Origin of the sequence: Mesorhizobium sp. M1328, assembly GCF_040318075.1 — a bacterium.
In the GTDB taxonomy this organism is placed as follows: domain Bacteria; phylum Pseudomonadota; class Alphaproteobacteria; order Rhizobiales; family Rhizobiaceae; genus Mesorhizobium.
In genome coordinates this window covers 1-21,166 of the sequence record NZ_JAMYLO010000036.1, presented here as the reverse complement: position 1 = coordinate 21,166, position 21,166 = coordinate 1, and the positions used below count along the sequence as shown (strand labels likewise).

35 protein-coding genes and 1 pseudogene are annotated in these 21,166 nt (G+C 62.2%); all 36 read left to right on the top strand.

Annotation, left to right across the window (positions count from 1 at the left end; translation table 11 throughout):
• A partial coding sequence (locus tag NKH23_RS32705; RefSeq protein ID WP_152536282.1) for an EF-Tu C-terminal domain-related protein occupies window positions 1-102 on the top strand: 102 nt, incomplete at its 5' end.
• Window positions 103-165: 63 nt separating this feature from the next.
• A complete protein-coding gene (gene rpsJ, locus NKH23_RS32700; RefSeq protein WP_006205468.1) occupies window positions 166-474 on the top strand; it encodes a 30S ribosomal protein S10 in 309 nt (102 codons plus the stop codon).
• 96 nt (window positions 475-570) lie between these two features.
• Window positions 571-1,299, top strand: a complete 729-nt coding sequence (rplC, locus tag NKH23_RS32695; RefSeq protein WP_023675141.1) for a 50S ribosomal protein L3 — start codon at window positions 571-573, stop codon at window positions 1,297-1,299.
• Entirely contained in the window at window positions 1,299-1,919 is a 621-nt protein-coding gene (rplD, locus tag NKH23_RS32690; RefSeq protein WP_023675140.1) for a 50S ribosomal protein L4, read from the top strand. Before rplC ends, rplD begins: the two co-directional genes overlap by 1 nt.
• The gene (locus NKH23_RS32685; protein WP_006205465.1) at window positions 1,916-2,209 is read left to right on the top strand and encodes a 50S ribosomal protein L23; all 294 of its coding nucleotides are present in this window, start codon (window positions 1,916-1,918) and stop codon (window positions 2,207-2,209) included. Before rplD ends, NKH23_RS32685 begins: the two co-directional genes overlap by 4 nt.
• A gap of 22 nt (window positions 2,210-2,231) precedes the next feature.
• The gene (gene rplB / locus NKH23_RS32680; protein ID WP_023675138.1) at window positions 2,232-3,065 is read left to right on the top strand and encodes a 50S ribosomal protein L2; all 834 of its coding nucleotides are present in this window, start codon (window positions 2,232-2,234) and stop codon (window positions 3,063-3,065) included.
• Between the two features lie 16 nt (window positions 3,066-3,081).
• Window positions 3,082-3,360, top strand: a complete 279-nt coding sequence (gene rpsS / locus NKH23_RS32675; protein ID WP_006205463.1) for a 30S ribosomal protein S19 — start codon at window positions 3,082-3,084, stop codon at window positions 3,358-3,360.
• Window positions 3,361-3,362: 2 nt separating this feature from the next.
• Window positions 3,363-3,752, top strand: a complete 390-nt coding sequence (rplV, locus tag NKH23_RS32670) for a 50S ribosomal protein L22 (RefSeq protein ID WP_006205462.1) — start codon at window positions 3,363-3,365, stop codon at window positions 3,750-3,752.
• Complete coding sequence (gene rpsC / locus NKH23_RS32665; protein WP_023675137.1) at window positions 3,752-4,477, top strand: 30S ribosomal protein S3; 726 nt, start codon at window positions 3,752-3,754, stop codon at window positions 4,475-4,477. Before rplV ends, rpsC begins: the two co-directional genes overlap by 1 nt.
• A 27-nt stretch (window positions 4,478-4,504) precedes the next feature.
• Window positions 4,505-4,918, top strand: a complete 414-nt coding sequence (gene rplP / locus NKH23_RS32660) for a 50S ribosomal protein L16 (RefSeq protein ID WP_006205460.1) — start codon at window positions 4,505-4,507, stop codon at window positions 4,916-4,918.
• A gap of 13 nt (window positions 4,919-4,931) precedes the next feature.
• Window positions 4,932-5,132 carry a 50S ribosomal protein L29 gene (rpmC, locus tag NKH23_RS32655; protein WP_353036461.1) on the top strand — a complete coding sequence of 67 codons (201 nt, stop codon included), beginning with the start codon at window positions 4,932-4,934 and terminating at the stop codon, window positions 5,130-5,132.
• A gap of 11 nt (window positions 5,133-5,143) precedes the next feature.
• Window positions 5,144-5,383: a 30S ribosomal protein S17 gene (gene rpsQ, locus NKH23_RS32650; protein WP_023675136.1), complete on the top strand. Its 240-nt coding sequence runs from the start codon at window positions 5,144-5,146 to the stop codon at window positions 5,381-5,383.
• Window positions 5,384-5,465: 82 nt separating this feature from the next.
• Window positions 5,466-5,834 carry a 50S ribosomal protein L14 gene (gene rplN, locus NKH23_RS32645; protein ID WP_006205457.1) on the top strand — a complete coding sequence of 123 codons (369 nt, stop codon included), beginning with the start codon at window positions 5,466-5,468 and terminating at the stop codon, window positions 5,832-5,834.
• 12 nt (window positions 5,835-5,846) lie between these two features.
• Complete coding sequence (rplX, locus tag NKH23_RS32640; protein ID WP_254817150.1) at window positions 5,847-6,161, top strand: 50S ribosomal protein L24; 315 nt, start codon at window positions 5,847-5,849, stop codon at window positions 6,159-6,161.
• Complete coding sequence (gene rplE / locus NKH23_RS32635; protein WP_008875670.1) at window positions 6,154-6,732, top strand: 50S ribosomal protein L5; 579 nt, start codon at window positions 6,154-6,156, stop codon at window positions 6,730-6,732. Before rplX ends, rplE begins: the two co-directional genes overlap by 8 nt.
• Before the next feature lie 27 nt (window positions 6,733-6,759).
• A complete protein-coding gene (gene rpsN, locus NKH23_RS32630; protein ID WP_023675134.1) occupies window positions 6,760-7,065 on the top strand; it encodes a 30S ribosomal protein S14 in 306 nt (101 codons plus the stop codon).
• 12 nt (window positions 7,066-7,077) lie between these two features.
• Window positions 7,078-7,476 (top strand): 30S ribosomal protein S8, encoded by a 399-nt coding sequence (gene rpsH, locus NKH23_RS32625; protein ID WP_006205453.1) that lies wholly within the window; start codon window positions 7,078-7,080, stop codon window positions 7,474-7,476.
• Window positions 7,477-7,565: 89 nt separating this feature from the next.
• Window positions 7,566-8,099, top strand: coding sequence for a 50S ribosomal protein L6 (gene rplF / locus NKH23_RS32620; protein ID WP_023675133.1), 534 nt, complete (start codon window positions 7,566-7,568; stop codon window positions 8,097-8,099).
• An 85-nt stretch (window positions 8,100-8,184) separates the two neighbouring features.
• The gene (gene rplR, locus NKH23_RS32615) at window positions 8,185-8,544 is read left to right on the top strand and encodes a 50S ribosomal protein L18 (RefSeq protein ID WP_353036459.1); all 360 of its coding nucleotides are present in this window, start codon (window positions 8,185-8,187) and stop codon (window positions 8,542-8,544) included.
• Window positions 8,545-8,626: 82 nt separating this feature from the next.
• Window positions 8,627-9,190 carry a 30S ribosomal protein S5 gene (gene rpsE / locus NKH23_RS32610; protein ID WP_006205450.1) on the top strand — a complete coding sequence of 188 codons (564 nt, stop codon included), beginning with the start codon at window positions 8,627-8,629 and terminating at the stop codon, window positions 9,188-9,190.
• 24 nt (window positions 9,191-9,214) lie between these two features.
• A complete protein-coding gene (gene rpmD, locus NKH23_RS32605; protein ID WP_006205449.1) occupies window positions 9,215-9,412 on the top strand; it encodes a 50S ribosomal protein L30 in 198 nt (65 codons plus the stop codon).
• A gap of 22 nt (window positions 9,413-9,434) precedes the next feature.
• A complete protein-coding gene (gene rplO / locus NKH23_RS32600) occupies window positions 9,435-9,908 on the top strand; it encodes a 50S ribosomal protein L15 (protein WP_352721947.1) in 474 nt (157 codons plus the stop codon).
• Between the two features lie 191 nt (window positions 9,909-10,099).
• Window positions 10,100-11,440: a preprotein translocase subunit SecY gene (gene secY / locus NKH23_RS32595; protein ID WP_023675130.1), complete on the top strand. Its 1,341-nt coding sequence runs from the start codon at window positions 10,100-10,102 to the stop codon at window positions 11,438-11,440.
• Entirely contained in the window at window positions 11,437-12,048 is a 612-nt protein-coding gene (locus tag NKH23_RS32590; RefSeq protein ID WP_352469152.1) for an adenylate kinase, read from the top strand. The genes secY and NKH23_RS32590 overlap by 4 nt, the downstream gene beginning before the upstream one ends.
• Before the next feature lie 198 nt (window positions 12,049-12,246).
• The gene (gene rpsM, locus NKH23_RS32585) at window positions 12,247-12,615 is read left to right on the top strand and encodes a 30S ribosomal protein S13 (protein WP_006205445.1); all 369 of its coding nucleotides are present in this window, start codon (window positions 12,247-12,249) and stop codon (window positions 12,613-12,615) included.
• A 158-nt stretch (window positions 12,616-12,773) separates the two neighbouring features.
• Complete coding sequence (gene rpsK / locus NKH23_RS32580; RefSeq protein ID WP_006205444.1) at window positions 12,774-13,163, top strand: 30S ribosomal protein S11; 390 nt, start codon at window positions 12,774-12,776, stop codon at window positions 13,161-13,163.
• Between the two features lie 104 nt (window positions 13,164-13,267).
• Entirely contained in the window at window positions 13,268-14,278 is a 1,011-nt protein-coding gene (locus NKH23_RS32575; RefSeq protein ID WP_023675128.1) for a DNA-directed RNA polymerase subunit alpha, read from the top strand.
• A gap of 39 nt (window positions 14,279-14,317) precedes the next feature.
• Entirely contained in the window at window positions 14,318-14,749 is a 432-nt protein-coding gene (rplQ, locus tag NKH23_RS32570; RefSeq protein WP_023675127.1) for a 50S ribosomal protein L17, read from the top strand.
• Window positions 14,750-14,941: 192 nt separating this feature from the next.
• A complete protein-coding gene (locus NKH23_RS32565) occupies window positions 14,942-16,429 on the top strand; it encodes a DegQ family serine endoprotease (RefSeq protein ID WP_352917209.1) in 1,488 nt (495 codons plus the stop codon).
• Between the two features lie 43 nt (window positions 16,430-16,472).
• Entirely contained in the window at window positions 16,473-17,783 is a 1,311-nt protein-coding gene (locus NKH23_RS32560; protein WP_352917211.1) for a replication-associated recombination protein A, read from the top strand.
• A gap of 135 nt (window positions 17,784-17,918) precedes the next feature.
• On the top strand, window positions 17,919-18,749 hold the full coding sequence (locus NKH23_RS32555; protein ID WP_352917213.1) for an aspartyl/asparaginyl beta-hydroxylase domain-containing protein: 831 nt from the start codon (window positions 17,919-17,921) through the stop codon (window positions 18,747-18,749).
• A 31-nt stretch (window positions 18,750-18,780) separates the two neighbouring features.
• Entirely contained in the window at window positions 18,781-19,167 is a 387-nt protein-coding gene (gene crcB / locus NKH23_RS32550) for a fluoride efflux transporter CrcB (protein ID WP_352917215.1), read from the top strand.
• Window positions 19,168-19,292: 125 nt separating this feature from the next.
• On the top strand, window positions 19,293-19,664 hold the full coding sequence (locus NKH23_RS32545; RefSeq protein ID WP_352917216.1) for a CrcB family protein: 372 nt from the start codon (window positions 19,293-19,295) through the stop codon (window positions 19,662-19,664).
• Window positions 19,661-19,999, top strand: coding sequence for a DUF190 domain-containing protein (locus NKH23_RS32540; RefSeq protein ID WP_352917218.1), 339 nt, complete (start codon window positions 19,661-19,663; stop codon window positions 19,997-19,999). The genes NKH23_RS32545 and NKH23_RS32540 overlap by 4 nt, the downstream gene beginning before the upstream one ends.
• A 62-nt stretch (window positions 20,000-20,061) precedes the next feature.
• Complete coding sequence (locus NKH23_RS32535) at window positions 20,062-21,042, top strand: RluA family pseudouridine synthase (RefSeq protein ID WP_352917219.1); 981 nt, start codon at window positions 20,062-20,064, stop codon at window positions 21,040-21,042.
• Between the two features lie 5 nt (window positions 21,043-21,047).
• A pseudogene (locus tag NKH23_RS32530) lies at window positions 21,048-21,166 on the top strand (EamA/RhaT family transporter); the annotation flags it as partial.

Genomic DNA, 21,166 nt, shown 5'->3' with positions numbered 1-21,166 from the left:
GAGCTGATCGTGCCGATCGCCATGGAAGAGAAGCTGCGCTTCGCCATCCGTGAAGGCGGCCGCACCGTCGGTGCCGGCATCGTCGTCACCATCAAAGAGTAATTTGGACTTAAACCGATCTGTCGCGGGCGCTGCCCGCGCCGCGCCAGAACAAGGAAGTGACGCATGAACGGACAGAATATCCGCATCCGCCTGAAGGCGTTTGATCACCGGGTGCTCGACGCCTCGACACGGGAAATCGTGTCGACCGCCAAGCGCACCGGCGCCAACGTCCGCGGCCCCATTCCGCTGCCGACGCGGATCGAAAAGTTCACGGTCAACCGGTCGCCTCACGTCGACAAGAAGAGCCGCGAGCAGTTCGAGATGCGCACGCACAAGCGTCTGCTCGACATCGTCGACCCGACCCCGCAAACGGTCGATGCTTTGATGAAGCTCGACCTGGCCGCCGGTGTCGACGTCGAGATCAAGCTCTAAGGAACCAGAGGTCAGCGGGGCGACCCGGAACTCTGAAGGAACAAGAGGCGTGGAGGGGCGACAGCCCCGACAGGGAACTCTAAAGGAATTGAACCGATGCGTTCAGGTGTGATTGCAAAGAAGGTGGGAATGACCCGCATCTACAACGATGCCGGGGAACATGTTCCCGTCACTGTTCTCCAGATGGAGAACTGCCAGGTCGTGGCGCAGCGCACGCAGGAGAAGAACGGCTATACCGCCGTCCAGCTCGGCGTTGGCCTTGCCAAGGTGAAGAACACGTCGAAGGCGATGCGCGGCCATTTCGCGACCGCTTCCGTCGAGCCCAAGGCCAAGGTTGCCGAGTTCCGCGTCTCCGCCGACAACATGATCGATGTCGGCGCCGAGATCACCGTCGAGCATTTCGTCGTCGGCCAGAAGGTCGATGTGACGGGAACCACGATCGGCAAGGGCTTCCAGGGCGTCATCAAGCGGCACCACATGGGTGGCGGCCGCGCGACGCACGGCAACTCGGTGTCGCACCGTACACACGGCTCGACCGGCCAGCGCCAGGATCCGGGCAAGGTGTTCAAGGGCAAGCATATGGCCGGCCACATGGGCGATACCCGCGTCACCACGCAGAATGTCGAGGTCGTCTCGACCGACGCCGATCGCGGCCTGATCCTGATCCGCGGTGCGGTCCCGGGTTCGAAGGGTGCATGGATCCTGGTCCGCGACGCGGCCAAGGTGGCGCTTCCGGCCAATGCGCCGAAGCCCGCCGCGATCCGCGCCGTTGCGACCGATGGTGCCGCCACGAACGAGGCCCCGGCCACAGAGGGAGCGGAATAATGGACCTCAAGATTACAACGCTTGGCGGCAAGGACGCCGGTAAGTTGAAGCTCTCCGAAGAGATTTTCGGCCTTGATCCGCGCGAGGACATCCTGCAGCGCGTCGTGCGCTGGCAGCTTGCCAAGAAGCAGCAGGGCACGCACAAGGCCAAGGGTCGCGCGGAAATCGCGCGCACCGGCGCCAAGATGTACAAGCAGAAGGGTACCGGCCGCGCCCGTCACCATTCGGCTCGCGCTCCGCAGTTCCGCGGCGGCGGCAAGGCCCACGGCCCGGTTGTGCGCAGCCACGAGCACGATCTGCCGAAGAAGGTTCGTGCGCTCGGTCTCAAGCATGCGCTTTCGGCCAAGGCCAAGAGCGCGTCGATCATCATCATCGACGAGCTGAAGCTGACCGAGGCCAAGACCAAGGCACTGATCGCGAATTTCGCGACGCTGGGCCTGAGCAACGCCCTGGTGATCGGCGGCGCCGAGCTTGACAAGAATTTCAAGCTGGCGGCGACCAATATCCCGAACATCGACGTGCTGCCCATCCAGGGCATCAACGTCTACGACATTCTGCGCCGCGGCACGCTGGTCCTTTCCAAGGCCGCCGTCGAGGCTCTCGAGGAGCGCTTCAAATGACCGACCTTCGTCACTACGACGTGATCGTCTCGCCGGCGATCACCGAAAAGTCGACCATGGCTTCCGAGCAGAACCAGGTCGTCTTCAATGTCGCCAAGAAGGCGTCGAAGCCGGAAATCAAGGCCGCCGTCGAAGCGCTGTTCGGCGTCAAGGTGATGGCCGTGAACACGCTTGTCCGCAAGGGCAAGATCAAGCGCTTCCGCGGCACGATCGGCCGCCAGAGCGACGTCAAGAAGGCGGTTGTGACGCTGGCCGACGGCCAGTCGATCGACGTCGCGACGGGTCTCTGAGCAAGGTCGCGAGGACAGAACAATGGCACTGAAAAAATTCAACCCGGTAACGCCGAGCACCCGTCAGCTGGTCATCGTCGACCGCTCGGGCCTCTACAAGGGCAAGCCCGTCAAGGGCCTGACCGAAGGCCTGACCAAGTCGGGCGGCCGCAACAATTACGGCCGCATCACGGCCCGCTTCATCGGCGGCGGTCACAAGCGCACCTACCGTATCATCGACTTCAAGCGCCGCAAGTTCGACGTCGTCGGCACGGTAGAGCGTATCGAGTACGATCCGAACCGCACCGCCTTCATCGCGCTGATCAAGTATGACGATGGCGAGCTGTCCTACATCATCGCCCCGCAGCGTCTGGCTCCCGGCGACAAGATCGTGGCCGGTGAATCGGTCGACGTGAAGCCGGGCAATGCGATGCCGCTGGCCTCGATGCCGGTCGGCACGATCGTCCATAATATCGAGCTGAAGCCCGGCAAGGGCGCTCAGGTCGCCCGTTCGGCCGGTGGTTATGGCCAGCTCGTCGGTCGCGACCAGGGCATGGCGATCCTGCGCCTCAACTCGGGCGAGCAGCGTGTCGTCCACGGCTCCTGCATGGCCACTGTCGGTGCCGTGTCCAACCCGGACCACGGCAACATCAATGACGGCAAGGCAGGCCGCACCGTGTGGCGTGGCAAACGTCCGCACAATCGCGGCGTGACCATGAACCCGGTCGACCATCCACATGGCGGCGGCGAAGGCCGCACCTCGGGTGGCCGCCATCCGGTTTCGCCCTGGGGCAAGCCGACCAAGGGCAAGAAGACGCGGTCCAACAAGGCGACCGACAAGTTCATCCTGCGCTCGCGCCATCAGCGCAAGAGCTAAGAAGAGGTAACGCCAAGTGACTCGTTCGATTTGGAAAGGCCCCTTCATCGACGGCTACCTTCTGAAGAAGGTGGACAAGGTTCGTGAAGGTGGTCGCAATGAGGTGATCAAGATGTGGAGCCGCCGCTCCACCATCTTGCCGCAGTTCGTCGGCTTCACCTTCGGTGTCTACAACGGCCAGAAGCACGTTCCCGTCTCGGTGAACGAGGACATGGTCGGTCACAAGTTCGGTGAATTCGCTCCGACCCGGACCTATTACGGTCACGGCGCGGATAAGAAGGCGAAGAGGAAATAATCATGGGCAAGGCCAAAGCTCCGCGCAGGCTTGCTGACAACGAAGCGCGCGCCGTGTTGCGCACGATCCGTATCAGCCCGCAGAAGCTGAACCTGGTTGCCGCGCTGATCCGCGGCAAGAAGGTCGCGACAGCGCTTTCCGACCTCGAATTCTCGGCCAAGCGGATTTCCGGCACGGTCAAGAAGACGCTGGAATCGGCGATCGCCAACGCGGAAAACAACCACGACCTCGACGTCGATGCGCTGATCGTGGCGGAAGCCTATGTCGGCAAGTCGATCGTCATGAAGCGGTTCCATGCCCGTGGCCGTGGTCGCGCCAGCCGTATCGAGAAGCCGTTCTCGCACCTCACGATCGTCGTTCGTGAAGTCGAAGAAAAAGGGGAGGCCGCATAATGGGCCAGAAAGTCAATCCGATCGGTCTGCGTCTCGGCATCAACCGCACCTGGGATTCGCGCTGGTTCGCGAATACAGGCGAGTACGGCAAGCTGCTGCACGAGGACATCAAGATCCGCAAATATCTTGAGAAGGAACTCAAGCAGGCTGCGATCTCGAAGGTCGTGATCGAGCGTCCGCACAAGAAGTGCCGCGTCACCATCCATGCGGCGCGTCCGGGCCTGATCATCGGCAAGAAGGGCGCCGACATCGAGAAGCTTCGCAAGAAGCTGATGGAGATGACCAAGTCAGAGACGCATCTGAACATCGTCGAAGTGCGCAAGCCGGAGATCGACGCGACCCTGGTCGCCCAGTCGATCGCTCAGCAGCTCGAGCGCCGCATCGCGTTCCGCCGCGCCATGAAGCGCGCCGTGCAGTCGGCGATGCGCCTCGGTGCCGAAGGCATCCGCATCAACTGCGCCGGCCGTCTCGGCGGCGCCGAGATCGCGCGCATGGAATGGTATCGCGAAGGCCGCGTGCCGCTGCATACGCTGCGCGCCGATGTCGACTACGGCACGGCCGAGGCGAATACGGCCTACGGTATCTGCGGCGTCAAGGTCTGGGTGTTCAAGGGCGAGATCCTCGAGCACGACCCGATGGCTTCGGAGCGCCGCGCCACCGAGGGCGATCATGCGCATGGCGGTGGTGGTGAGCGCGAACGCGGTCGCCGTCGCGAAAACGCGTAAGACAGTTAGGAATTTGGAGTTAGAACGATGCTGCAGCCAAAGCGCACAAAGTTCCGCAAGCAGTTCAAGGGCCGCATCCACGGTACCGCCAAGGGCGGCACCAATCTGGATTTCGGTGGATTCGGGCTGAAGGCGCTTGAGCCGAACCGCGTCACCGCGCGCGAGATCGAGGCGGCCCGCCGCGCGATCACCCGCGAGATGAAGCGTGCCGGCCGCGTGTGGATCCGTATCTTCCCGGACGTGCCGGTGACGTCGAAGCCGACCGAAGTCCGTATGGGCAAGGGCAAGGGCGCGGTCGACTACTGGGCGGCACGTGTCAAGCCGGGCCGCATCATGTTCGAGATCGACGGCGTCAACGAGGAAACCGCCCGTGAGGCGCTGCGTCTCGGCGCGGCCAAGCTCTCGGTCAGGACGCGCTTCGTACAGCGCATCGCAGAATAAGGACGGGCTGATCATGAAAGCCGAAGACATCCGGACCAAGACCCAGGACCAGCTGACCGACGACCTGGCCAGCCTGAAGAAGGAGCAGTTCAACCTGCGCTTCCAGAAGGCCACTGGCCAGCTTGAGAAGACCGCGCGCGTGAGGCAGGTCCGCAAGGACATTGCGCGTATCAAGACCATCGCTGCGGAAAAGTCCGCGGCCAAGCAGGCTTAAGGACGAAAACCATGCCAAAGCGCATTCTGCAGGGCACCGTCGTCAGCGACAAGAACGAGAAGACGGTTGTCGTCAAGGTCGAACGGCGCTTCACGCATCCCGTGATGAAGAAGACCGTGCGCATGACCAAGAAGTACAAGGCGCACGACGAGAACAACGCCCACAAGGTCGGCGATCAGGTGTTCATCCAGGAATCGAAGCCGATTTCCAAGGACAAGCGCTGGGTCGTGGTGTCTTCGGACCAGGCCTGATCAGGGCGAACGAAACGAATTTTGGACAGACCGGGGAGGGGTGAGAAACCCGTCCCGTTAGAAAAGAAGAAGGCGGCCAGTCATGATTCAGATGCAAACAAACCTCGACGTCGCGGATAATTCCGGCGCCCGTCGTGTCATGTGCATCAAGGTGCTGGGCGGCTCGAAGCGGAAATACGCTTCCGTGGGCGACATCATCGTGGTGTCGATCAAGGAAGCCATCCCGCGCGGCCGCGTCAAGAAGGGCGATGTGATGAAGGCGGTCGTGGTTCGCACGGCCAAAGACATCCGCCGCCCGGACGGCAGCGTGATCCGTTTCGACAAGAACGCAGCCGTTCTCGTCGACAACAAGAAAGAGCCGATCGGCACGCGTATCTTCGGACCGGTTCCGCGCGAACTCCGCGCCAAGAACCACATGAAGATCATCTCGCTCGCGCCTGAAGTGCTGTAAGGAGCCGGACCAATGCAAAAGATTAGAAAAGGCGACAAGGTCGTCGTGCTGGCCGGCAAGGACAAGGGCCGTTCGGGCGAAGTCCTTTCGGTGCAGCCGAAGGATGACACCGCGCTGGTGCGCGGCGTCAACCTGATCCGTCGTCACCAGAAGCAGTCCCAGTCCCAAGAGGGCGGGATCATCACCAAGGAAGCGCCGATCCAGCTGTCGAACATCGCGCTGGCCGACCCCAAGGATGGCAAGCCGACCCGCGTCGGCTTCATCTTCCAGAAGGACGGCAAGAAGGTGCGCGTCGCCAAGCGCTCGGGAGAAGTCATCAATGGCTAAGGCTCAAACCAAGCAGGCAACTGCCCAGAACACGCCGCGCCTCAAGCAGGTCTACAACGAGACCATTCGCAAGGCGCTGCAGGAGCAGTTCGGCTACGAGAACGAAATGCAGGTTCCGCGCATCGACAAGATCGTCCTGAACATGGGCGTCGGCGAGGCAACCGGCGATTCGAAGAAGCCTTCGATCGCGGCGGAAGACCTTGCAATGATCGCCGGCCAGAAGGCCGTTGTCACCCGCGCCCGCAACTCGATCGCCGGCTTCAAGGTCCGCGAGAAGATGCCGATCGGCGCCAAGGTCACGCTGCGCAAGGAACGCATGTACGAGTTCCTCGACCGCCTCGTGAACATCGCACTGCCGCGCGTCCGCGACTTCCGCGGGCTCAACCCGAAGAGCTTCGATGGCCGTGGCAACTATGCCATGGGCATCAAGGAACACATCGTGTTTCCGGAGATCAACTACGACAAGGTTGATCAGATCTGGGGCATGGACGTCATCGTTTGTACGACTGCGAAGACGGACGACGAAGCCAGGGCATTGCTCAAGGCCTTCAACTTCCCCTTCCGCCAGTAACGGCAGCGAGAAAAGGAAAAATCTGAAATGGCAAAGACCAGCTCAGTCGAGAAGAACAACAGGCGCCGCAAGCTTGCGGACCAGTTCGCTGCCAAGCGCAAGGTGCTCAAGGCGATCATCATGGATCAGTCCAAGCCGATGGAAGAGCGCTTCCGCGCCCAGCTGAAGCTTTCGGCGCTGCCGCGCAACTCGGCCAAGACCCGCATCCGCAACCGCTGCGAAGTCACCGGACGCCCGCGTGCCTATTATCGCAAGCTCAAAGTATCGCGCATCGCGCTTCGTGATCTCGGCAATAACGGCCAGATCCCGGGCCTGGTCAAGTCGAGCTGGTAAGGAGGACATAACATGTCATTGAGCGATCCTCTCGGCGATATGCTGACCCGCATCCGCAACGCGTACGGCCGTAAGAAGTCGAGCGTTTCGACGCCGGCTTCGCGCCTGCGCACCCGCGTCCTCGACGTGCTGAAGGCCGAAGGCTATATCCGCGACTACAGCCAGACCGACTTCGACAACGGCAAGTCCGAAATCGAGATCGAGCTGAAGTATTTCGACGGTGCGCCGGTGGTGCGCGAAATCGCCCGGGTCTCGAAGCCCGGCCGCCGCGTCTACGTTTCGGCCAAGTCGATACCGCACGTCGCCAACGGCCTCGGCATCGCCATCCTTTCGACGCCGAAGGGCGTGATGGCCGACCACGAAGCGCGTGAACAGAATGTCGGCGGGGAAATCCTCTGCCAGATCTTCTGATCTGGTATGTGACCCGGTTGGAAACAGGTTTTCGGGATCAAGTCCCGAAAGCTGAGACCTGAAACAAGAGAAGTGACGAGGACAACAAAATGTCTCGTATTGGAAAGAAACCCGTTTCGCTGCCGCAGGGCGTGACCGCGACCGTCAACGGCCAGACCGTGACGGCGAAGGGTCCGAAGGGCGAGCTGAAGTTCGTGGTGAACGACGAAGTGCTGGTCAAGATGGAAGGCAGCGAGATCGCTGTCCAGCCGCGCGACCAGACCAAGACAGCCCGCTCCAAATGGGGCATGTCGCGCACGCAGATCGTCAACATCCTGCAGGGCGTCAAGGACGGCTTCGAAAAGAAGCTCGAGATCACCGGCGTCGGCTATCGCGCCGCCATGCAGGGCAAGAACCTGCAGCTGGCGCTAGGCTTCAGCCACGACGTCGTCTACGAGACGCCGCAGGGCGTGACGATTTCGGTGCCGAAGCCGACGGAAATCACGGTGACCGGCATCGACAAGCAGCAGGTCGGCCAGGTTGCCGCCGAAATCCGCGAGTATCGCAGCCCCGAGCCCTACAAGGGCAAGGGCGTTCGCTATGCTGGCGAGAAGATCGTCCGCAAGGAAGGCAAGAAGAAGTAATTTTAACGCCGCGGGGAGCGGTCGCGGGAGGCTTGTCCTACCGCATATGGTTGCCCCCGTTTTTTGAAGGCAAGGAACTGACATCATGGGCTCGAAAGAATCTACCCAACGCCGCGCTCAGCGCGTCCGCCGCCAAATCAAGAAGGTTGCCGGCGATCGCCCGCGCCTGTCGGTCCATCGCACGTCGAAGAACATCTACGTCCAGGTGATCGACGACGCCAAGGGCCACACCATCGCTGCTGCCTCGACGCTCGAGAAGGAGCTCAAGGGTTCGCTCAAGACCGGCGCCGACACCGTGGCCGCAGCTGCCATCGGAAAGCTGATCGCCGAGCGTGCCTCGAAGGCCGGCGTCAAGGAAGTCGTCTTCGACCGCGGCGCCTACATCTACCACGGCCGCGTCAAGGCGCTGGCCGAGGCTGCCCGTGAAGGTGGTCTGAGCTTCTAAAAACGAAATTCGCCCCCGGCGACCCACAGAGGTGCCGATATCATCATCAACCGTGCTTCCGGAAAAAAACAAGGAACAGGATATGGCACAGGAACGTAGGGATGGCGGCCGCGGCCGTGATCGCGAAGAGCGCGACGACGGCATGGTCGACAAGCTCGTCCACATCAACCGTGTCGCCAAGGTCGTCAAGGGCGGCCGGCGCTTCGGCTTCGCGGCACTCGTCGTCGTCGGCGACCAGAAGGGCCGTGTCGGCTTCGGCCACGGCAAGGCACGCGAAGTGCCGGAGGCGATCCGCAAGGCGACCGAATCGGCCAAGCGCGACATGATTTTCGTGCCGCTGCGCTCGGGCCGCACGCTGCACCATGACGTCGAGGGACGCTGGGGCGCGGGACGTGTTCTGCTGCGCGCCGCCAAGCAAGGTACCGGCATCATCGCCGGCGGCCCGATGCGCGCCGTTTTCGAGACTCTCGGCATGCATGACGTGGTCGCCAAGTCGATGGGTTCTTCGAACCCCTACAACATGGTTCGCGCCACTTTCGACGCGCTGAAGAGCCAGATGCATCCGAAGGATGTGGCTGCCGCGCGCGGCATCAAGTATTCGACCCTTCAGGCCCGCCGCGGCACCGCCGTTGCGACTGAAGAATAGTCGACGCTGACCAGGGATCTGACCATGGCCAAGAAAGCAACCAAGACCATCACCGTCGAGCAGATCGGTTCGCCGATCCGCCGGCCGAAGGAGCAGCGCGCAACGCTGGTCGGCCTCGGCCTCAACAAGATGCACAAGCAGCGCACGCTTGAGGATACGCCCTCGGTGCGCGGCATGATCGCTGCCGTCCAGCATCTCGTCCGCGTCGTGGACGAGGGCTGAGCCAAAGCGCAGGAGAACCCAGATGAAACTTAACGATCTGCGTGACAACGACGGCGCGACGCATTCCAAGAAGCGTCTTGGCCGTGGCATCGGTTCCGGTTCGGGCAAGACCGCGGGTCGCGGCGTCAAGGGCCAGAAGGCGCGCTCCGGCGTCGCCGTCAACGGCTTCGAGGGTGGCCAGATGCCGCTCTACCGCCGCCTGCCGAAGCGCGGCTTCAACAATATCTTCGCCAAGAGCTTCACCGTCGTGTCGCTGGCCCGCATCCAGGCGGCGCTCGATGCCAAGAAGCTCGACGCTAAGACTGTTGTGACGGCCGAGGCGCTGGTTGCGGCCGGCGTCATCCGTCGGGTCAAGGACGGCGTGCGCATCCTTTCGGACGGCGACATCAAGGCCAAGCTTGCCTTCGACGTGGCCGGAGCCTCCAAGGCCGCGATCGAGAAGATCGAAAAGGCCGGCGGCTCGGTGAAGCTGCCTGAGAAGGCAGCCGCCGAGTAACGGCAATTTGAAGCACGGTCGGCAAAGGTGGAATTCGGTTTTGCCTTCGGTCGTGCTTTGATCCGACAGATGTGGCGGCCGCATCAACGCGGCCGCTTGCATGTTTGCAGTCCGGAGCTTATCTCGTGAGCTTCGGTGACACGCGCCGCCTGAGCTGCGGGCATCGAGCGTGACCAAGCGGAGAATCAGGCATGGCTTCGGCTGCTGAACAACTAGCCTCGAATCTGAATTTTTCGGCCTTCGCCAAAGCCGAGGATCTGAAGAAGCGCATCTGGTTCACCATCGGCGCGCTGCTCGTCTACCGTCTTGGCACCTATATCCCGCTGCCCGGCATCAATCCCGACGCTTTCGCCCAGGCCTTCTCGTCGCAGAGCAAGGGCGTGCTCGGCATGTTCAACATGTTCGCCGGCGGCGCCGTGCAGCGCATGGCGATCTTTGCCCTTGGCATCATGCCCTATATCTCCGCTTCAATCATCATGCAGCTGATGACCTCGGTCATTCCATCGCTGGAAGCGCTGAAGAAGGAAGGCGAGCAGGGCCGCAAGATCATCAACCAGTACACGCGCTACGGCACCGTGCTTCTGGCGCTGGTTCAGGCCTACGGCATTTCGGTCGGGCTTGAGGGCGGCAACGGCATCGTCAACGATCCCGGCATGTTCTTCCGCATCTCTACCGTCGTCACGCTGGTTGGCGGCACCATGTTCCTGATGTGGCTTGGCGAGCAGATCACCGCTCGCGGCATCGGCAACGGCATTTCGCTGATCATCTTCTCCGGCATTGTCGCCGGCTTGCCGCGCGCCATCTCCGGCACGCTGGAGCTTGGCCGCACCGGCGCCCTGTCGACCGGCCTGATCCTGGCAATCATCGTGCTGGCCATCATCGTCATCGCGCTGATCGTCTTCTTCGAGCGCGCGCAGCGCCGCCTGCTGATCCAGTATCCCAAGCGCCAGGTCGGCAATCGCATGTTCCAGGGCGATACCTCGCATCTGCCGCTTAAGCTCAACACCTCCGGCGTCATTCCGCCGATCTTCGCCTCGTCGCTGCTGCTGCTTCCGGCAACGGTTGCCGGCTTCTCACAGACGACCAACATGCCTGCCTGGGCCAGCACCATCCTAGCGGCGCTCGGCCACGGCCAGCCGCTCTATATGGCCTTCTACGCGGCGATGATCGTGTTCTTCGCCTTCTTCTATACGGCGATCGTCTTCAATCCGAAGGACACCGCCGACCAGCTCAAGAAGCATTCGGGCTTCATCCCGGGCTATCGTCCGGGCGAGCGCACTGCGGATTATATCGACTATGTGCTCACCCGCATCACCGTCGTCGGCGCCATTTATCTGGTGCTGGTCTGTCTGCTGCCTGAGTTCCTGATTTCAGCGACTGGCGTACCGTTCTACCTTGGTGGCACTTCGCTCCTGATCGTGGTCAGTGTAACGCTCGATACGGTGGCGCAGATTCAGGGTCACCTGATCGCGCACCAGTATGAGGGCCTGATCAAGAAGTCGAAGCTGCGCGGGGGGAAAAAGGCCAGATGAGGTTGATATTGCTTGGACCGCCGGGGGCGGGCAAGGGGACACAAGCACTGAGACTGGTAGAACGACACGGCATCCCACAGCTTTCCACGGGGGACATGCTGCGTGCTGCTGTTCAGGCCGGCACCGAAGTCGGCAAACGCGCCAAGGCGGTGATGGACGCTGGCGAACTGGTGTCCGACGCTATCGTCAACGCCATCGTGGCTGAGCGCATCGATCAGGCTGATTGCGCAAATGGCTTCATCCTTGACGGATACCCGCGAACCCTGGTGCAAGCGGACGCCGTTGAGGAAATGCTGTCGGATCGCGGACTGGAGCTCGACGCGGTCATCGAATTTGTCGTCGACGACAAGGCGCTGGTTGGCCGAATCGTCAAGCGCGCCGAAGAAGCCAAGGCCGCAGGCCTGCCGGTGCGCAAGGACGACAGTCCAGCGGTGTTCGAAGAACGCTTGAGGGAATATTACAAGAAAACCTCGCCGCTGATCGGCTACTACTACGCCAAGGGCAAACTCAGGGGCGTCGATGGCATGGCCGACATCGATGCGGTGACGCAGCAGATCGAGGCGGTGCTCAGGGCGACAACCCGGCAGGTTGGCCAGGCGGCCGGCTAGAGAATCGAACGATTGCGCTTGACTGGAGCGGTCCGCTGGGGTATGGCGGCCCGTCTTCCTATCAGGCATGAGGCTTGCTTGTCCGCAAGGGCAAGGCAGGCCGCTTTGAACTGGAAACTCCCGCAAGGGCCGGCCTCCACCGGACGCGGGGCAACTTGAAGCGCCGGCTCGTCCGGCCTATATGGAGAAGAGAAGAACATGGCTCGTATAGCCGGCGTCAACATTCCGACCAACAAGCGCGTCGTCATTGCGCTTCAGTATATTCACGGCATTGGCAAGAAGTTCGCCCAGGAGATCGTCGACAAGGTCGGCATCCCGGCCGAGCGCCGCGTCAACCAGCTGACCGACGCGGAAGTGCTGCAGATTCGCGAGACCATCGACCGCGACTACCAGGTCGAGGGCGATCTGCGCCGCGAAGTGTCGATGAACATCAAGCGGCTCATGGACCTCGGCTGCTATCGCGGCCTGCGTCACCGCCGCTCGCTGCCGGTTCGTGGTCAGCGCACGCACACCAATGCGCGCACCCGCAAGGGCCCAGCCAAGTCGATTGCCGGAAAGAAGAAGTAATTTAGGGCAGTAAGGGAGTAGGGCAGTAAGGCAATAGGGAACAGCCGCCAATTGGATTGCGCGTTTCCCTACTCCCTTACTGCCCTATTCCCCTACTCCCTTACGAAGGTGGAGCCGCTGGCATTACGGCGGTGTAGAGATCAACTGAAAGGACTATCATGGCCAAGGAAGCCGCTCGTGTTCGCCGTCGCGAACGCAAGAACATCTCGTCGGGCGTTGCCCACGTCAACTCGACCTTCAACAACACGATGATCACCATCACCGACGCGCAGGGCAATTCCATTGCCTGGTCGTCGGCCGGAGCCCAGGGCTTCAAGGGATCGCGCAAGTCGACCCCGTTCGCTGCCCAGATGGCCGCCGAGGATGTTGCCAAGAAGGCGCAGGAACACGGCATGCGCATGCTCGAGGTCGAGGTCTGTGGACCCGGCTCCGGTCGTGAATCGGCGCTTCGCGCGCTGCAGGCAGCCGGCTTCACCATCACCTCGATCCGTGATGTGACGCCTATCCCGCACAATGGCTGCCGCCCGCGCAAGAAGCGCCGCGTCTAAAGAATTTACCGAACGCCGCGCGAGCGCCTCAAGGGCGCTCCTCCACGGCATTCCAGGTCGCCCGCCACGATTGGATGGTGGCGGGACAACGGAAGGAAAGCACTATGATCCAGAAAAATTGGCAAGAACTGATCAAGCCGAACAAGATCGAGTTCTCGTCGAAGAAGAAGACGCTGACCACGCTGGTCGCCGAGCCGCTCGAGCGCGGCTTCGGCCTCACCCTCGGCAACGCGCTGCGCCGCGTGCTTCTGTCTTCGCTGCGTGGCGCGGCTGTGACCGCCGTGCAGATCGACGGCGTTCTGCATGAATTCTCGTCCATCGCCGGCGTGCGCGAGGACGTGACCGACATCGTCTTGAACATCAAGGAAATCGCCATCCGCATGGAAGGCGACGGCCCCAAGCGCATGGTCGTACGCAAGCAGGGACCGGGCGCGGTCCTCGCCGGTGACATCCAGACGGTTGGCGACGTCGAGATCCTCAATCCCGACCACGTCATCTGCACGCTGGACGAAGGCGCTGAAATCCGCATGGAATTCACCGTCGACACCGGCAAGGGCTATGTGCCGGCCGACCGCAACCGCGCCGAAGACGCGCCGATCGGGCTGATCCCCGTCGACAGCCTGTATTCGCCGGTCAAGAAGGTCTCCTACAAGGTCGAGAACACCCGCGAGGGCCAGGTTCTCGACTATGACAAGCTGACCATGACCATCGAGACCGACGGTTCGATCTCGGGCGAGGACGCGGTGGCCTTCGCCGCTCGCATCTTGCAGGACCAGCTTGGCCTGTTCGTCAATTTCGACGAGCCGCAGAAGGAAGTCGCCGCCGAACAGGTTACCGAGCTTGCCTTCAACCCGGCGCTGCTCAAGAAGGTCGACGAGCTCGAGCTCTCGGTGCGTTCGGCCAACTGCCTGAAGAACGACAACATCGTCTATATCGGCGACCTGATCCAGAAGACCGAAGCCGAGATGCTGCGCACCCCGAACTTCGGCCGCAAGTCACTGAACGAGATCAAGGAAGTCCTGGCGGCGATGGGCCTGCATCTCGGCATGGAAGTGCCGGACTGGCCGCCGGAAAACATCGAAGACCTCGCCAAGCGTTACGAAGATCAATACTGAGGCTCAGGCCTCTTGAACCCGCAATGAAGGAGAAGAGCCATGCGCCACGGATTTAAAGGCCGCCGGTTCGCCCGCAGCATAAGCCATCGCAAGTCGATGTTTGCCAACCTTGCCGTGTCGCTTATCGAGCACGAGCAGATCCTCACCACGCTGCCGAAGGCGAAGGATTTGCGTCCGATCGTCGAGAAGCTGGTGACGCTCGGCAAGCGCGGCGACCTGCATGCCCGCCGGCAGGTGATTGCCCAGATCGGCAATGAAGGCGTCGTCAAGCGCCTGTTCGATACCATCGCGCCGCGTTATGCCACTCGCAATGGCGGCTATCTGCGCATCATGAAGGCCGGCTTTCGCCACGGTGACAATGCGGCAATGGCGGTCATCGAGTTCGTCGACCGCGACACCTCGGCCAAAGGCGCCGGCGACCGCGCCCGCATCGAGGCCGAAGGCACCGAAGAGGAAGCCGCAGCTGCATAAGCTTCGGTTGTCCTGAGAAGTTCAAAGGGGCCTGCGGGCCCCTTTTTCTGTTTCCGAAGGTGCCGGGCAGGGCTGGTAGGCGTTTTGTCACCGGTTTTTGCGGCGACCACCCAAATTAATCGGATTTCAGCGGCTTAGCCTTTCATTTTGCACAATCGTCAGGACAATGGCGCCCGACTTGGAGGATTCGGAATGCGCGTTAAACGGCTGTCCCTTGTTCTGATCTGCGCCTTGATGGCGTTGGCCGTCGTGCCGGCGGCCAGGCACGCGCTGGCGGAGGAGACCAAGCCAGATCCCGGTCTGTCCGACGTGCTGACCGATCTGCTGCATGGCGTCGAAGGCGAAAACGCCACTTCCGGCCCCGACAAGCGCGTGCCGTTCGGCCGCGAGGAGGTGCAGCTGTCCTTCGCGCCGCTGGTCAAGCAGACGGCCCCGGCCGTGGTCAATGTCTACGCCTCGCAGACCGCCAAGGTGACGTCGCCCTTTGACGGCGATCCGTTCTTCGAGGAGTTCTTCGGCCGCTCGCAGCCGCGCGCGCAGTCTTCGCTCGGTTCGGGGGTGCTGGTTGATCCCACCGGCGTCGTGGTCACCAATTTCCATGTCGTCAAGGACGCTGACCAGGTCAAGGTCGCGACCGCCGACGGGCGCGAATTCGACAGCAAGGTGCTGCTCAAGGATGAGACGCTCGACCTCGCCGTGCTCAAGATTTCTTCTGACAAGCCGTTCCCGGTGATCGCTATCGGCGATTCCGACGCGCTCGAGGTCGGCGACCTAGTGCTGGCGATTGGCAATCCGTTCGGTGTCGGCCAGACCACCACCAGCGGCATCATTTCGGCGGTTGCGCGCAGCCATATCGGCGTCTCCGATTCCAGCTTCTTCATCCAGACCGACGCCGCCATCAATCCCGGCAATTCCGGTGGCGCGCTGGTCAACATGGGAGGGCAACTGATCGGCATCAACACGGCGATCTATAGCCGTAGCGGCGGCTCGATCGGCATCGGCTTTGCCATCCCTTCGAACATGGTTCGCGCTTTCGCCGATGCGGCCAAGGCCGGGCTCGACTTCTTCGAGCGGCCGTATGCCGGTGCCGAGTTCGAGGCGGTGACGCCGCAGATTGCCGAATCGCTCGGCATGGACAAACCGACCGGCGCGCTGGTTTCTTCGGTCGAAGAGGCGGGACCTGCTGCCAAGGCAGGGCTCAAGCCTGGCGACGTGGTGCTGTCGCTCAATGGCAGGCCGGTCGAGAGCGTCGGGGCGCTGGACTACCGGATGGCGACGCTGTCGATTGGTACGAATGCCAGCTTCGGCGTTCTGAGCAAGGGTCAGCAAGCGACGATGGACATCGCGTTGGAACGGCCGCCTGAGGGCGCCAAAGCTGCGGAACTCACATTGCGCGGCCGCAGCCCGTTTTCCGGTGCCAAGATTGCCGAACTGTCGCCACGGCTTGCCCAACGGCTCGGTCTGCGCACCGATGTCAAAGGCGTAACCGTGGTCGACATCAACCGCGATTCGCCCGCTGCCGATTTTGGCTTCCAGCCAGGGGACATCGTGCGTGAGGTCAATGGCCTGACGATCGACAAGGCGGCGACCCTGGAACAGGTAGCCCAGCAGGATACGCGCTGGTGGCGCTTTACCGTCGAGCGCGGCGGGCAGATACTGCGCCAGGTGTTGCGTTACTGAGCCCGACCGTCAGCATGATCGGGCTCCAGGCAGAAGAAGTTGCATGGCCGATCTGTTCAGTGTCGATGAACCGGAAAAGACGCCGCCCGGCAGGCCGCTGGCGGACCGTCTGCGCCCGAAGAATCTCGGCGAGGTCGTCGGCCAGGAGCATCTGACCGGACCCGACGGCGCGCTGACGCGGCTGATCGGCTCCGGCTCGCTCGGCTCGATGATCTTCTGGGGCCCGCCCGGCACCGGCAAGACCACGGTCGCACGGCTGCTTGCCGGCGAGACAAGCCTCGCCTTCGAACAGATCTCGGCGGTGTTTTCCGGCGTTGCCGACCTGAAGAAAGTGTTCGAGGCAGCGAAGCTGCGCCGCTCCAACGGCCGCCAGACACTGCTGTTCGTCGACGAGATCCATCGCTTCAACCGCGCCCAGCAGGACAGTTTTCTGCCCGTGATGGAAGACGGCACCGTCGTGCTGGTCGGCGCCACCACGGAGAATCCATCCTTCGAGCTTAACGCCGCGCTGTTGTCGCGCGCGCGTGTGCTGGTCTTTCACTCGCTCGGCGAGGACAGCATCGCCAAGCTGCTGGCGCGGGCCGAGGAGGCAGAGGGTAGGGCGATGCCGCTCGATGAAGACGCGCGGGCGATGCTCATCCGCATGAGCGACGGCGACGGCCGCGCGGCGCTGACGCTCGCCGAAGAGGTCTGGCGCGCAGCGAAATCAAAGGAGGTGTTCGGCGCCGAGGCCCTGCAGCGCATCGTCCAGCGCCGCGCACCGATCTACGACAAGGGCCAGGACGGCCACTACAATTTGATCTCAGCCTTGCACAAATCGGTGCGCGGCTCCGACCCCGACGCGGCACTCTACTATCTCGCCCGCATGTTCGACGCCGGCGAAGATCCGCTTTATCTCGGGCGCCGGCTGGTGCGCATGGCGATGGAGGATATCGGGCTGGCCGACCCGCAGGCGCTCGTCGTCGCCAACGCCGCCAAGGACGCCTACGACTATCTGGGCTCGCCCGAGGGCGAACTGGCCTTCGCCGAGGCGACCGTCTATCTCGCCACCGCGCCGAAATCCAATGCAGTCTATACCGCGTTCAAGGCCGCCACACAGGCGGCGAAGGAATTCGGTTCGCTGCTGCCGCCCAAGCACATTCTCAATGCGCCGACCAAGCTGATGAAACAGGAAGATTACGGCGCCGGCTATCGCTATGACCACGACGAGCCCGACGCTTTTTCCGGCCAGGACTATTTTCCGGAGAAGATGGGAAGGCAGACATTCTACGACCCGCCCGAGCGCGGCTTCGAGCGCGATATCAGGAAGCGGCTGGACTATTGGGCGAAGCTGCGCAGCGAGCGGGAAAAATAGTCGCCGATCGCACACTGGTGTGATCGCCGTTGTCTGGCGGGATAAAAAACCCTATCAAGATGCGCCTTCGGCCGGCGGACAGGCCAGAACGTACCGACGATATTCAGAACGGAATCGCGCCTGGCGCGTGGAAAAATGACAAAAAAATCTCGCAAAACCCTTCGGAAGTTCGCCATAGCGATCCCGCTGCTGGCGCTCGGCTTCTATTTCATTCCCATTCTGACGACGATTTTCATCGTCCTCGGCCTGATCGACGTGTTGCGCAACGACAACAAGAATTGGGCGCTGTTCAGTGGTTATTTCCTGGGCAACGGCATCTTCACCTGGCTGCTTTCGCCCTTCAATCTGCTGGTGGATCTGCTGTGCTATAGAAACCGCGGTGTCTGGAAATTGGACCAGTTTCCTCCGGACTACCAGCGCGAGGTCAACGAGGTCCTGGATGTCTTCAAGGCACGCAAGGACGAGATCATCGCCGACATCGACGCCAATTTCGGCAGCGGCCGGCGCGGCATGTATGTCTATCAGTGGTATGGCAAGCACAAAATAGACAACGTCGCCGAATTCAACAAGGATTTCAAATACATCAAGACGATTGCCGTCTCTGTATTCAGCGGCAGGGAATCGACTTCCTGGCACTTTGGCCCGCTCCGGCTCAGCCTGCGCATTCTCTACAACCTCATCCCGGTGAAATCGGAAGTGTTCGTCCAGTGTGGCAACGCCAAGAATTACTGGCACGAAAACCCGCTGTTCATCTTCGACGACACGCTGCTGCATCGCTCGGTCAACGAGTATGACGGGCGCCGCTACTGCGTGTTCATGGACATCATCCGGCCATCGCCATTCCCCGGCCTGATCGCCGCTCTTCTCGCCATCGTTTCGGTCAGCGTCGAGCGCATCAATGCTATGTTCTACAAGAACTGGAAGATGATCGGCTCCAGCAAGCCGAAGAAGGCCGGAGCCGCCTGACACCGTGGTGTGACCGGCGCGAGGAAGCACGATGTATCATCTGTTGCTTGTCTGCCTTGGTGGCGCGATCGGTGCAATGGCCCGCTTCTTCCTATCCGGCTTCGTCGCCCGTCGGGTCGGCGAGACCTTTCCCTGGGGCACGATGGCCGTCAATGTCTCGGGAGCGTTTGCAATCGGAGTCGTTGCGCATGCGGTGGCGCGCGACGGCATGCCCGCCATCTGGGCCTTTGCCGTTACCGGCGGCCTCGGCTGCTACACCACGGTCTCTTCCTTCAGCCTGCAGACGCTGGCGCTGGCGCGCGACGGCGAATGGCTGCGCGCCGGCGGCAATGTGCTGCTTTCGGTTTTCCTGAGCCTCGGCGGCGTGACGCTGGGCTTTGCAGCGGGAAGTCTTCTGACTGGCAGCGGCGCGCCGTGAGCGGCCCGCGGAAGCTCCGCCACGACGGGACGGACACTGCCGCGGCAGGGCGTGGCGGGCGCCTCAGTGGTTGGCGCAGAACCAACGAAACGGTTCGGCTCTATGCGACAGTAGCCGCAGGCAGCATGATCGGCGGTGTGCTGCGGGCGCTTGCCTCATCGACGAGCACTGCCCTGTGGGGCGCTGGATTTCCCTTCGGCACGCTCCTCGTGAACATCGTCGGCTCATTCCTCATCGGCTTCTACGCGACATTGACGGGACCGGATGGACGCGTCTTCGCCGGTCCGCTGCAGCGCCAGTTCTTCACGGCCGGCTTCTGCGGCGGCCTGACGACCTTCTCCGCTTTCAGCCTTGAAACACTCACCCTCGCGCAAGACGGGAGGCTTGTGGCGGCGGGACTCAATATCGCGATCTCCGTGGTGGCGTGGCTTGCCGCCGTCTGGCTTGGCCACATCTTTGCAGTGCGCCTCAACCGGCTGAGAGGGTCCAGGCAATGAAGATACCAACACAGGCACAATTGCTGCGCATATTTATCGGCGAAAACGACAAGGCAGATGGCCGTCCGCTGTATGAGGTCATCGTGCTGAGGGCCCGCGAAATGCAGATCGCCGGTGCGACCGTCCTGCGCGGCGCGATGGGGTTCGGCCATTCCAGCCGGCTTCACACCACGAAGATCCTCCGCCTATCGGAGGATCTGCCACTCGTCATCGAGATCGTCGATAGCGAGGAAAAATTGGCCGCTTTCCTGCCCGTGCTTGAAACAATCATGACAAGTGGTTTGATTACGCTGGAGAAAGTTCAGGTTCTGCAATATGGAACCGACAACGAATAACCGAGTGAGATTGCGGGTGCCGGCGAATGCCGTTGCATGTTCGCAAAACGGCGATTGGAATCATGGCAGGCGTTGAACAGATCACTGTGGATACCGGCGAGGCGGGCATGCGGCTCGACCGCTGGTTCAAGACCCATTTCCCCGGTCTCGGTTTCGGTCATCTCCAGAAGCTGCTGCGTTCCGGCCAGATCCGCGTCGACGGCGGCAGGGTGAAGGCCGATACACGCGTCGAAGCCGGCCAGACGGTCCGAGTGCCGCCGCTCGAAGTCGACAAGAAAGGCGAAAGCCCGCTGACAGGCCATTCGATCCGCAACCAGGGCGACGCCGATGTCTTGGCCAAGATGCTGATCCATGAGGACCCGAAGGTCTTCGTCTTCAACAAGCCGGCCGGCCTGGCGGTCCAGGGCGGCTCGGGAGTCACCCGCAATGTCGACGACATGCTGGAAGCCTGGCGCAACCAGAAGGGCGAGAAGCCGCGCCTGGTGCACCGGCTCGACCGCGACACGTCGGGTGTGCTGGTTGTCGCCCGTACAAGGCTCGCCGCCATGAAACTCGCCGAGGCGTTCCGGGCGCGTGAGACGAAGAAAACCTACTGGGCGCTGGTCAAGGGCGTGCCGCCGAAGCGCGAGGATAAGATCTCGACCTGGCTGATCAAGGAACCGACGCCCGACGGCGATCGTGTGCGCATCGCCAAGCATGGCGAAAAGGGCGCCGATCACGCCGTCTCCTATTACCGCATCGTCGAGCGGGCGGCGCAGACCCTGTCCTGGCTGGAGATGGAACCCTATACCGGGCGTACCCACCAGCTTCGCGTCCATGCCGCCCATATCGGTTGCCCGATCATCGGCGACCCCAAATATTTCGAGGCCGACACCAACTGGGATTTTCCCGGCGGCATGCAGAACCGGCTGCATCTGCACGCGCGCCGCATCGTCATCCCGCATCCCGACAAGGGTTTTGTCGACGTCACCGCCCCGATGCCGCCGCATATGCGCCAGAGCTGGAACCTGCTCGGCTTTGACGAGCAGAGTGCCGAGGACTAGCGCTGGTGGGCGTCGCCACAGAAACCCTCGACCGCCGTGACGCGGTCGATCTGGCGGCAGCCGCCATCATGGTCGGGCTGACGTTTTCCTGGGGGCTCATCTACGTCGCTGCCAAGATCTCGTA

Excerpts from the sequence above, each read along its gene's own strand:
- rplQ (WP_023675127.1), top strand. The coding sequence starts at position 14,318 with ATGCGCCACGGATTTAAAGGCCGCCGGTTCGCCCGCAGCATAAGCCAT.
- rplB (WP_023675138.1), top strand. The coding sequence starts at position 2,232 with ATGGCACTGAAAAAATTCAACCCGGTAACGCCGAGCACCCGTCAGCTG.
- rpsN (WP_023675134.1), top strand. The coding sequence starts at position 6,760 with ATGGCAAAGACCAGCTCAGTCGAGAAGAACAACAGGCGCCGCAAGCTT.
- crcB (WP_352917215.1), top strand. The coding sequence starts at position 18,781 with ATGTATCATCTGTTGCTTGTCTGCCTTGGTGGCGCGATCGGTGCAATG.
- rplO (WP_352721947.1), top strand. The coding sequence starts at position 9,435 with ATGAAACTTAACGATCTGCGTGACAACGACGGCGCGACGCATTCCAAG.
- NKH23_RS32545 (WP_352917216.1), top strand. The coding sequence starts at position 19,293 with ATGATCGGCGGTGTGCTGCGGGCGCTTGCCTCATCGACGAGCACTGCC.
- NKH23_RS32540 (WP_352917218.1), top strand. The coding sequence starts at position 19,661 with ATGAAGATACCAACACAGGCACAATTGCTGCGCATATTTATCGGCGAA.
- secY (WP_023675130.1), top strand. The coding sequence starts at position 10,100 with ATGGCTTCGGCTGCTGAACAACTAGCCTCGAATCTGAATTTTTCGGCC.
- rpmD (WP_006205449.1), top strand. The coding sequence starts at position 9,215 with ATGGCCAAGAAAGCAACCAAGACCATCACCGTCGAGCAGATCGGTTCG.
- rpsQ (WP_023675136.1), top strand. The coding sequence starts at position 5,144 with ATGCCAAAGCGCATTCTGCAGGGCACCGTCGTCAGCGACAAGAACGAG.
- rplF (WP_023675133.1), top strand. The coding sequence starts at position 7,566 with ATGTCTCGTATTGGAAAGAAACCCGTTTCGCTGCCGCAGGGCGTGACC.
- rpmC (WP_353036461.1), top strand. The coding sequence starts at position 4,932 with ATGAAAGCCGAAGACATCCGGACCAAGACCCAGGACCAGCTGACCGAC.
- rpsH (WP_006205453.1), top strand. The coding sequence starts at position 7,078 with ATGTCATTGAGCGATCCTCTCGGCGATATGCTGACCCGCATCCGCAAC.
- rplD (WP_023675140.1), top strand. The coding sequence starts at position 1,299 with ATGGACCTCAAGATTACAACGCTTGGCGGCAAGGACGCCGGTAAGTTG.
- rpsE (WP_006205450.1), top strand. The coding sequence starts at position 8,627 with ATGGCACAGGAACGTAGGGATGGCGGCCGCGGCCGTGATCGCGAAGAG.
- rplN (WP_006205457.1), top strand. The coding sequence starts at position 5,466 with ATGATTCAGATGCAAACAAACCTCGACGTCGCGGATAATTCCGGCGCC.
- NKH23_RS32565 (WP_352917209.1), top strand. The coding sequence starts at position 14,942 with ATGCGCGTTAAACGGCTGTCCCTTGTTCTGATCTGCGCCTTGATGGCG.
- NKH23_RS32685 (WP_006205465.1), top strand. The coding sequence starts at position 1,916 with ATGACCGACCTTCGTCACTACGACGTGATCGTCTCGCCGGCGATCACC.
- rpsK (WP_006205444.1), top strand. The coding sequence starts at position 12,774 with ATGGCCAAGGAAGCCGCTCGTGTTCGCCGTCGCGAACGCAAGAACATC.
- rplX (WP_254817150.1), top strand. The coding sequence starts at position 5,847 with ATGCAAAAGATTAGAAAAGGCGACAAGGTCGTCGTGCTGGCCGGCAAG.
- rplC (WP_023675141.1), top strand. The coding sequence starts at position 571 with ATGCGTTCAGGTGTGATTGCAAAGAAGGTGGGAATGACCCGCATCTAC.
- rplV (WP_006205462.1), top strand. The coding sequence starts at position 3,363 with ATGGGCAAGGCCAAAGCTCCGCGCAGGCTTGCTGACAACGAAGCGCGC.
- NKH23_RS32575 (WP_023675128.1), top strand. The coding sequence starts at position 13,268 with ATGATCCAGAAAAATTGGCAAGAACTGATCAAGCCGAACAAGATCGAG.
- NKH23_RS32560 (WP_352917211.1), top strand. The coding sequence starts at position 16,473 with ATGGCCGATCTGTTCAGTGTCGATGAACCGGAAAAGACGCCGCCCGGC.
- NKH23_RS32535 (WP_352917219.1), top strand. The coding sequence starts at position 20,062 with ATGGCAGGCGTTGAACAGATCACTGTGGATACCGGCGAGGCGGGCATG.
- rpsM (WP_006205445.1), top strand. The coding sequence starts at position 12,247 with ATGGCTCGTATAGCCGGCGTCAACATTCCGACCAACAAGCGCGTCGTC.
- rplR (WP_353036459.1), top strand. The coding sequence starts at position 8,185 with ATGGGCTCGAAAGAATCTACCCAACGCCGCGCTCAGCGCGTCCGCCGC.
- rpsJ (WP_006205468.1), top strand. The coding sequence starts at position 166 with ATGAACGGACAGAATATCCGCATCCGCCTGAAGGCGTTTGATCACCGG.
- rplE (WP_008875670.1), top strand. The coding sequence starts at position 6,154 with ATGGCTAAGGCTCAAACCAAGCAGGCAACTGCCCAGAACACGCCGCGC.
- NKH23_RS32590 (WP_352469152.1), top strand. The coding sequence starts at position 11,437 with ATGAGGTTGATATTGCTTGGACCGCCGGGGGCGGGCAAGGGGACACAA.
- NKH23_RS32555 (WP_352917213.1), top strand. The coding sequence starts at position 17,919 with ATGACAAAAAAATCTCGCAAAACCCTTCGGAAGTTCGCCATAGCGATC.
- rplP (WP_006205460.1), top strand. The coding sequence starts at position 4,505 with ATGCTGCAGCCAAAGCGCACAAAGTTCCGCAAGCAGTTCAAGGGCCGC.
- rpsC (WP_023675137.1), top strand. The coding sequence starts at position 3,752 with ATGGGCCAGAAAGTCAATCCGATCGGTCTGCGTCTCGGCATCAACCGC.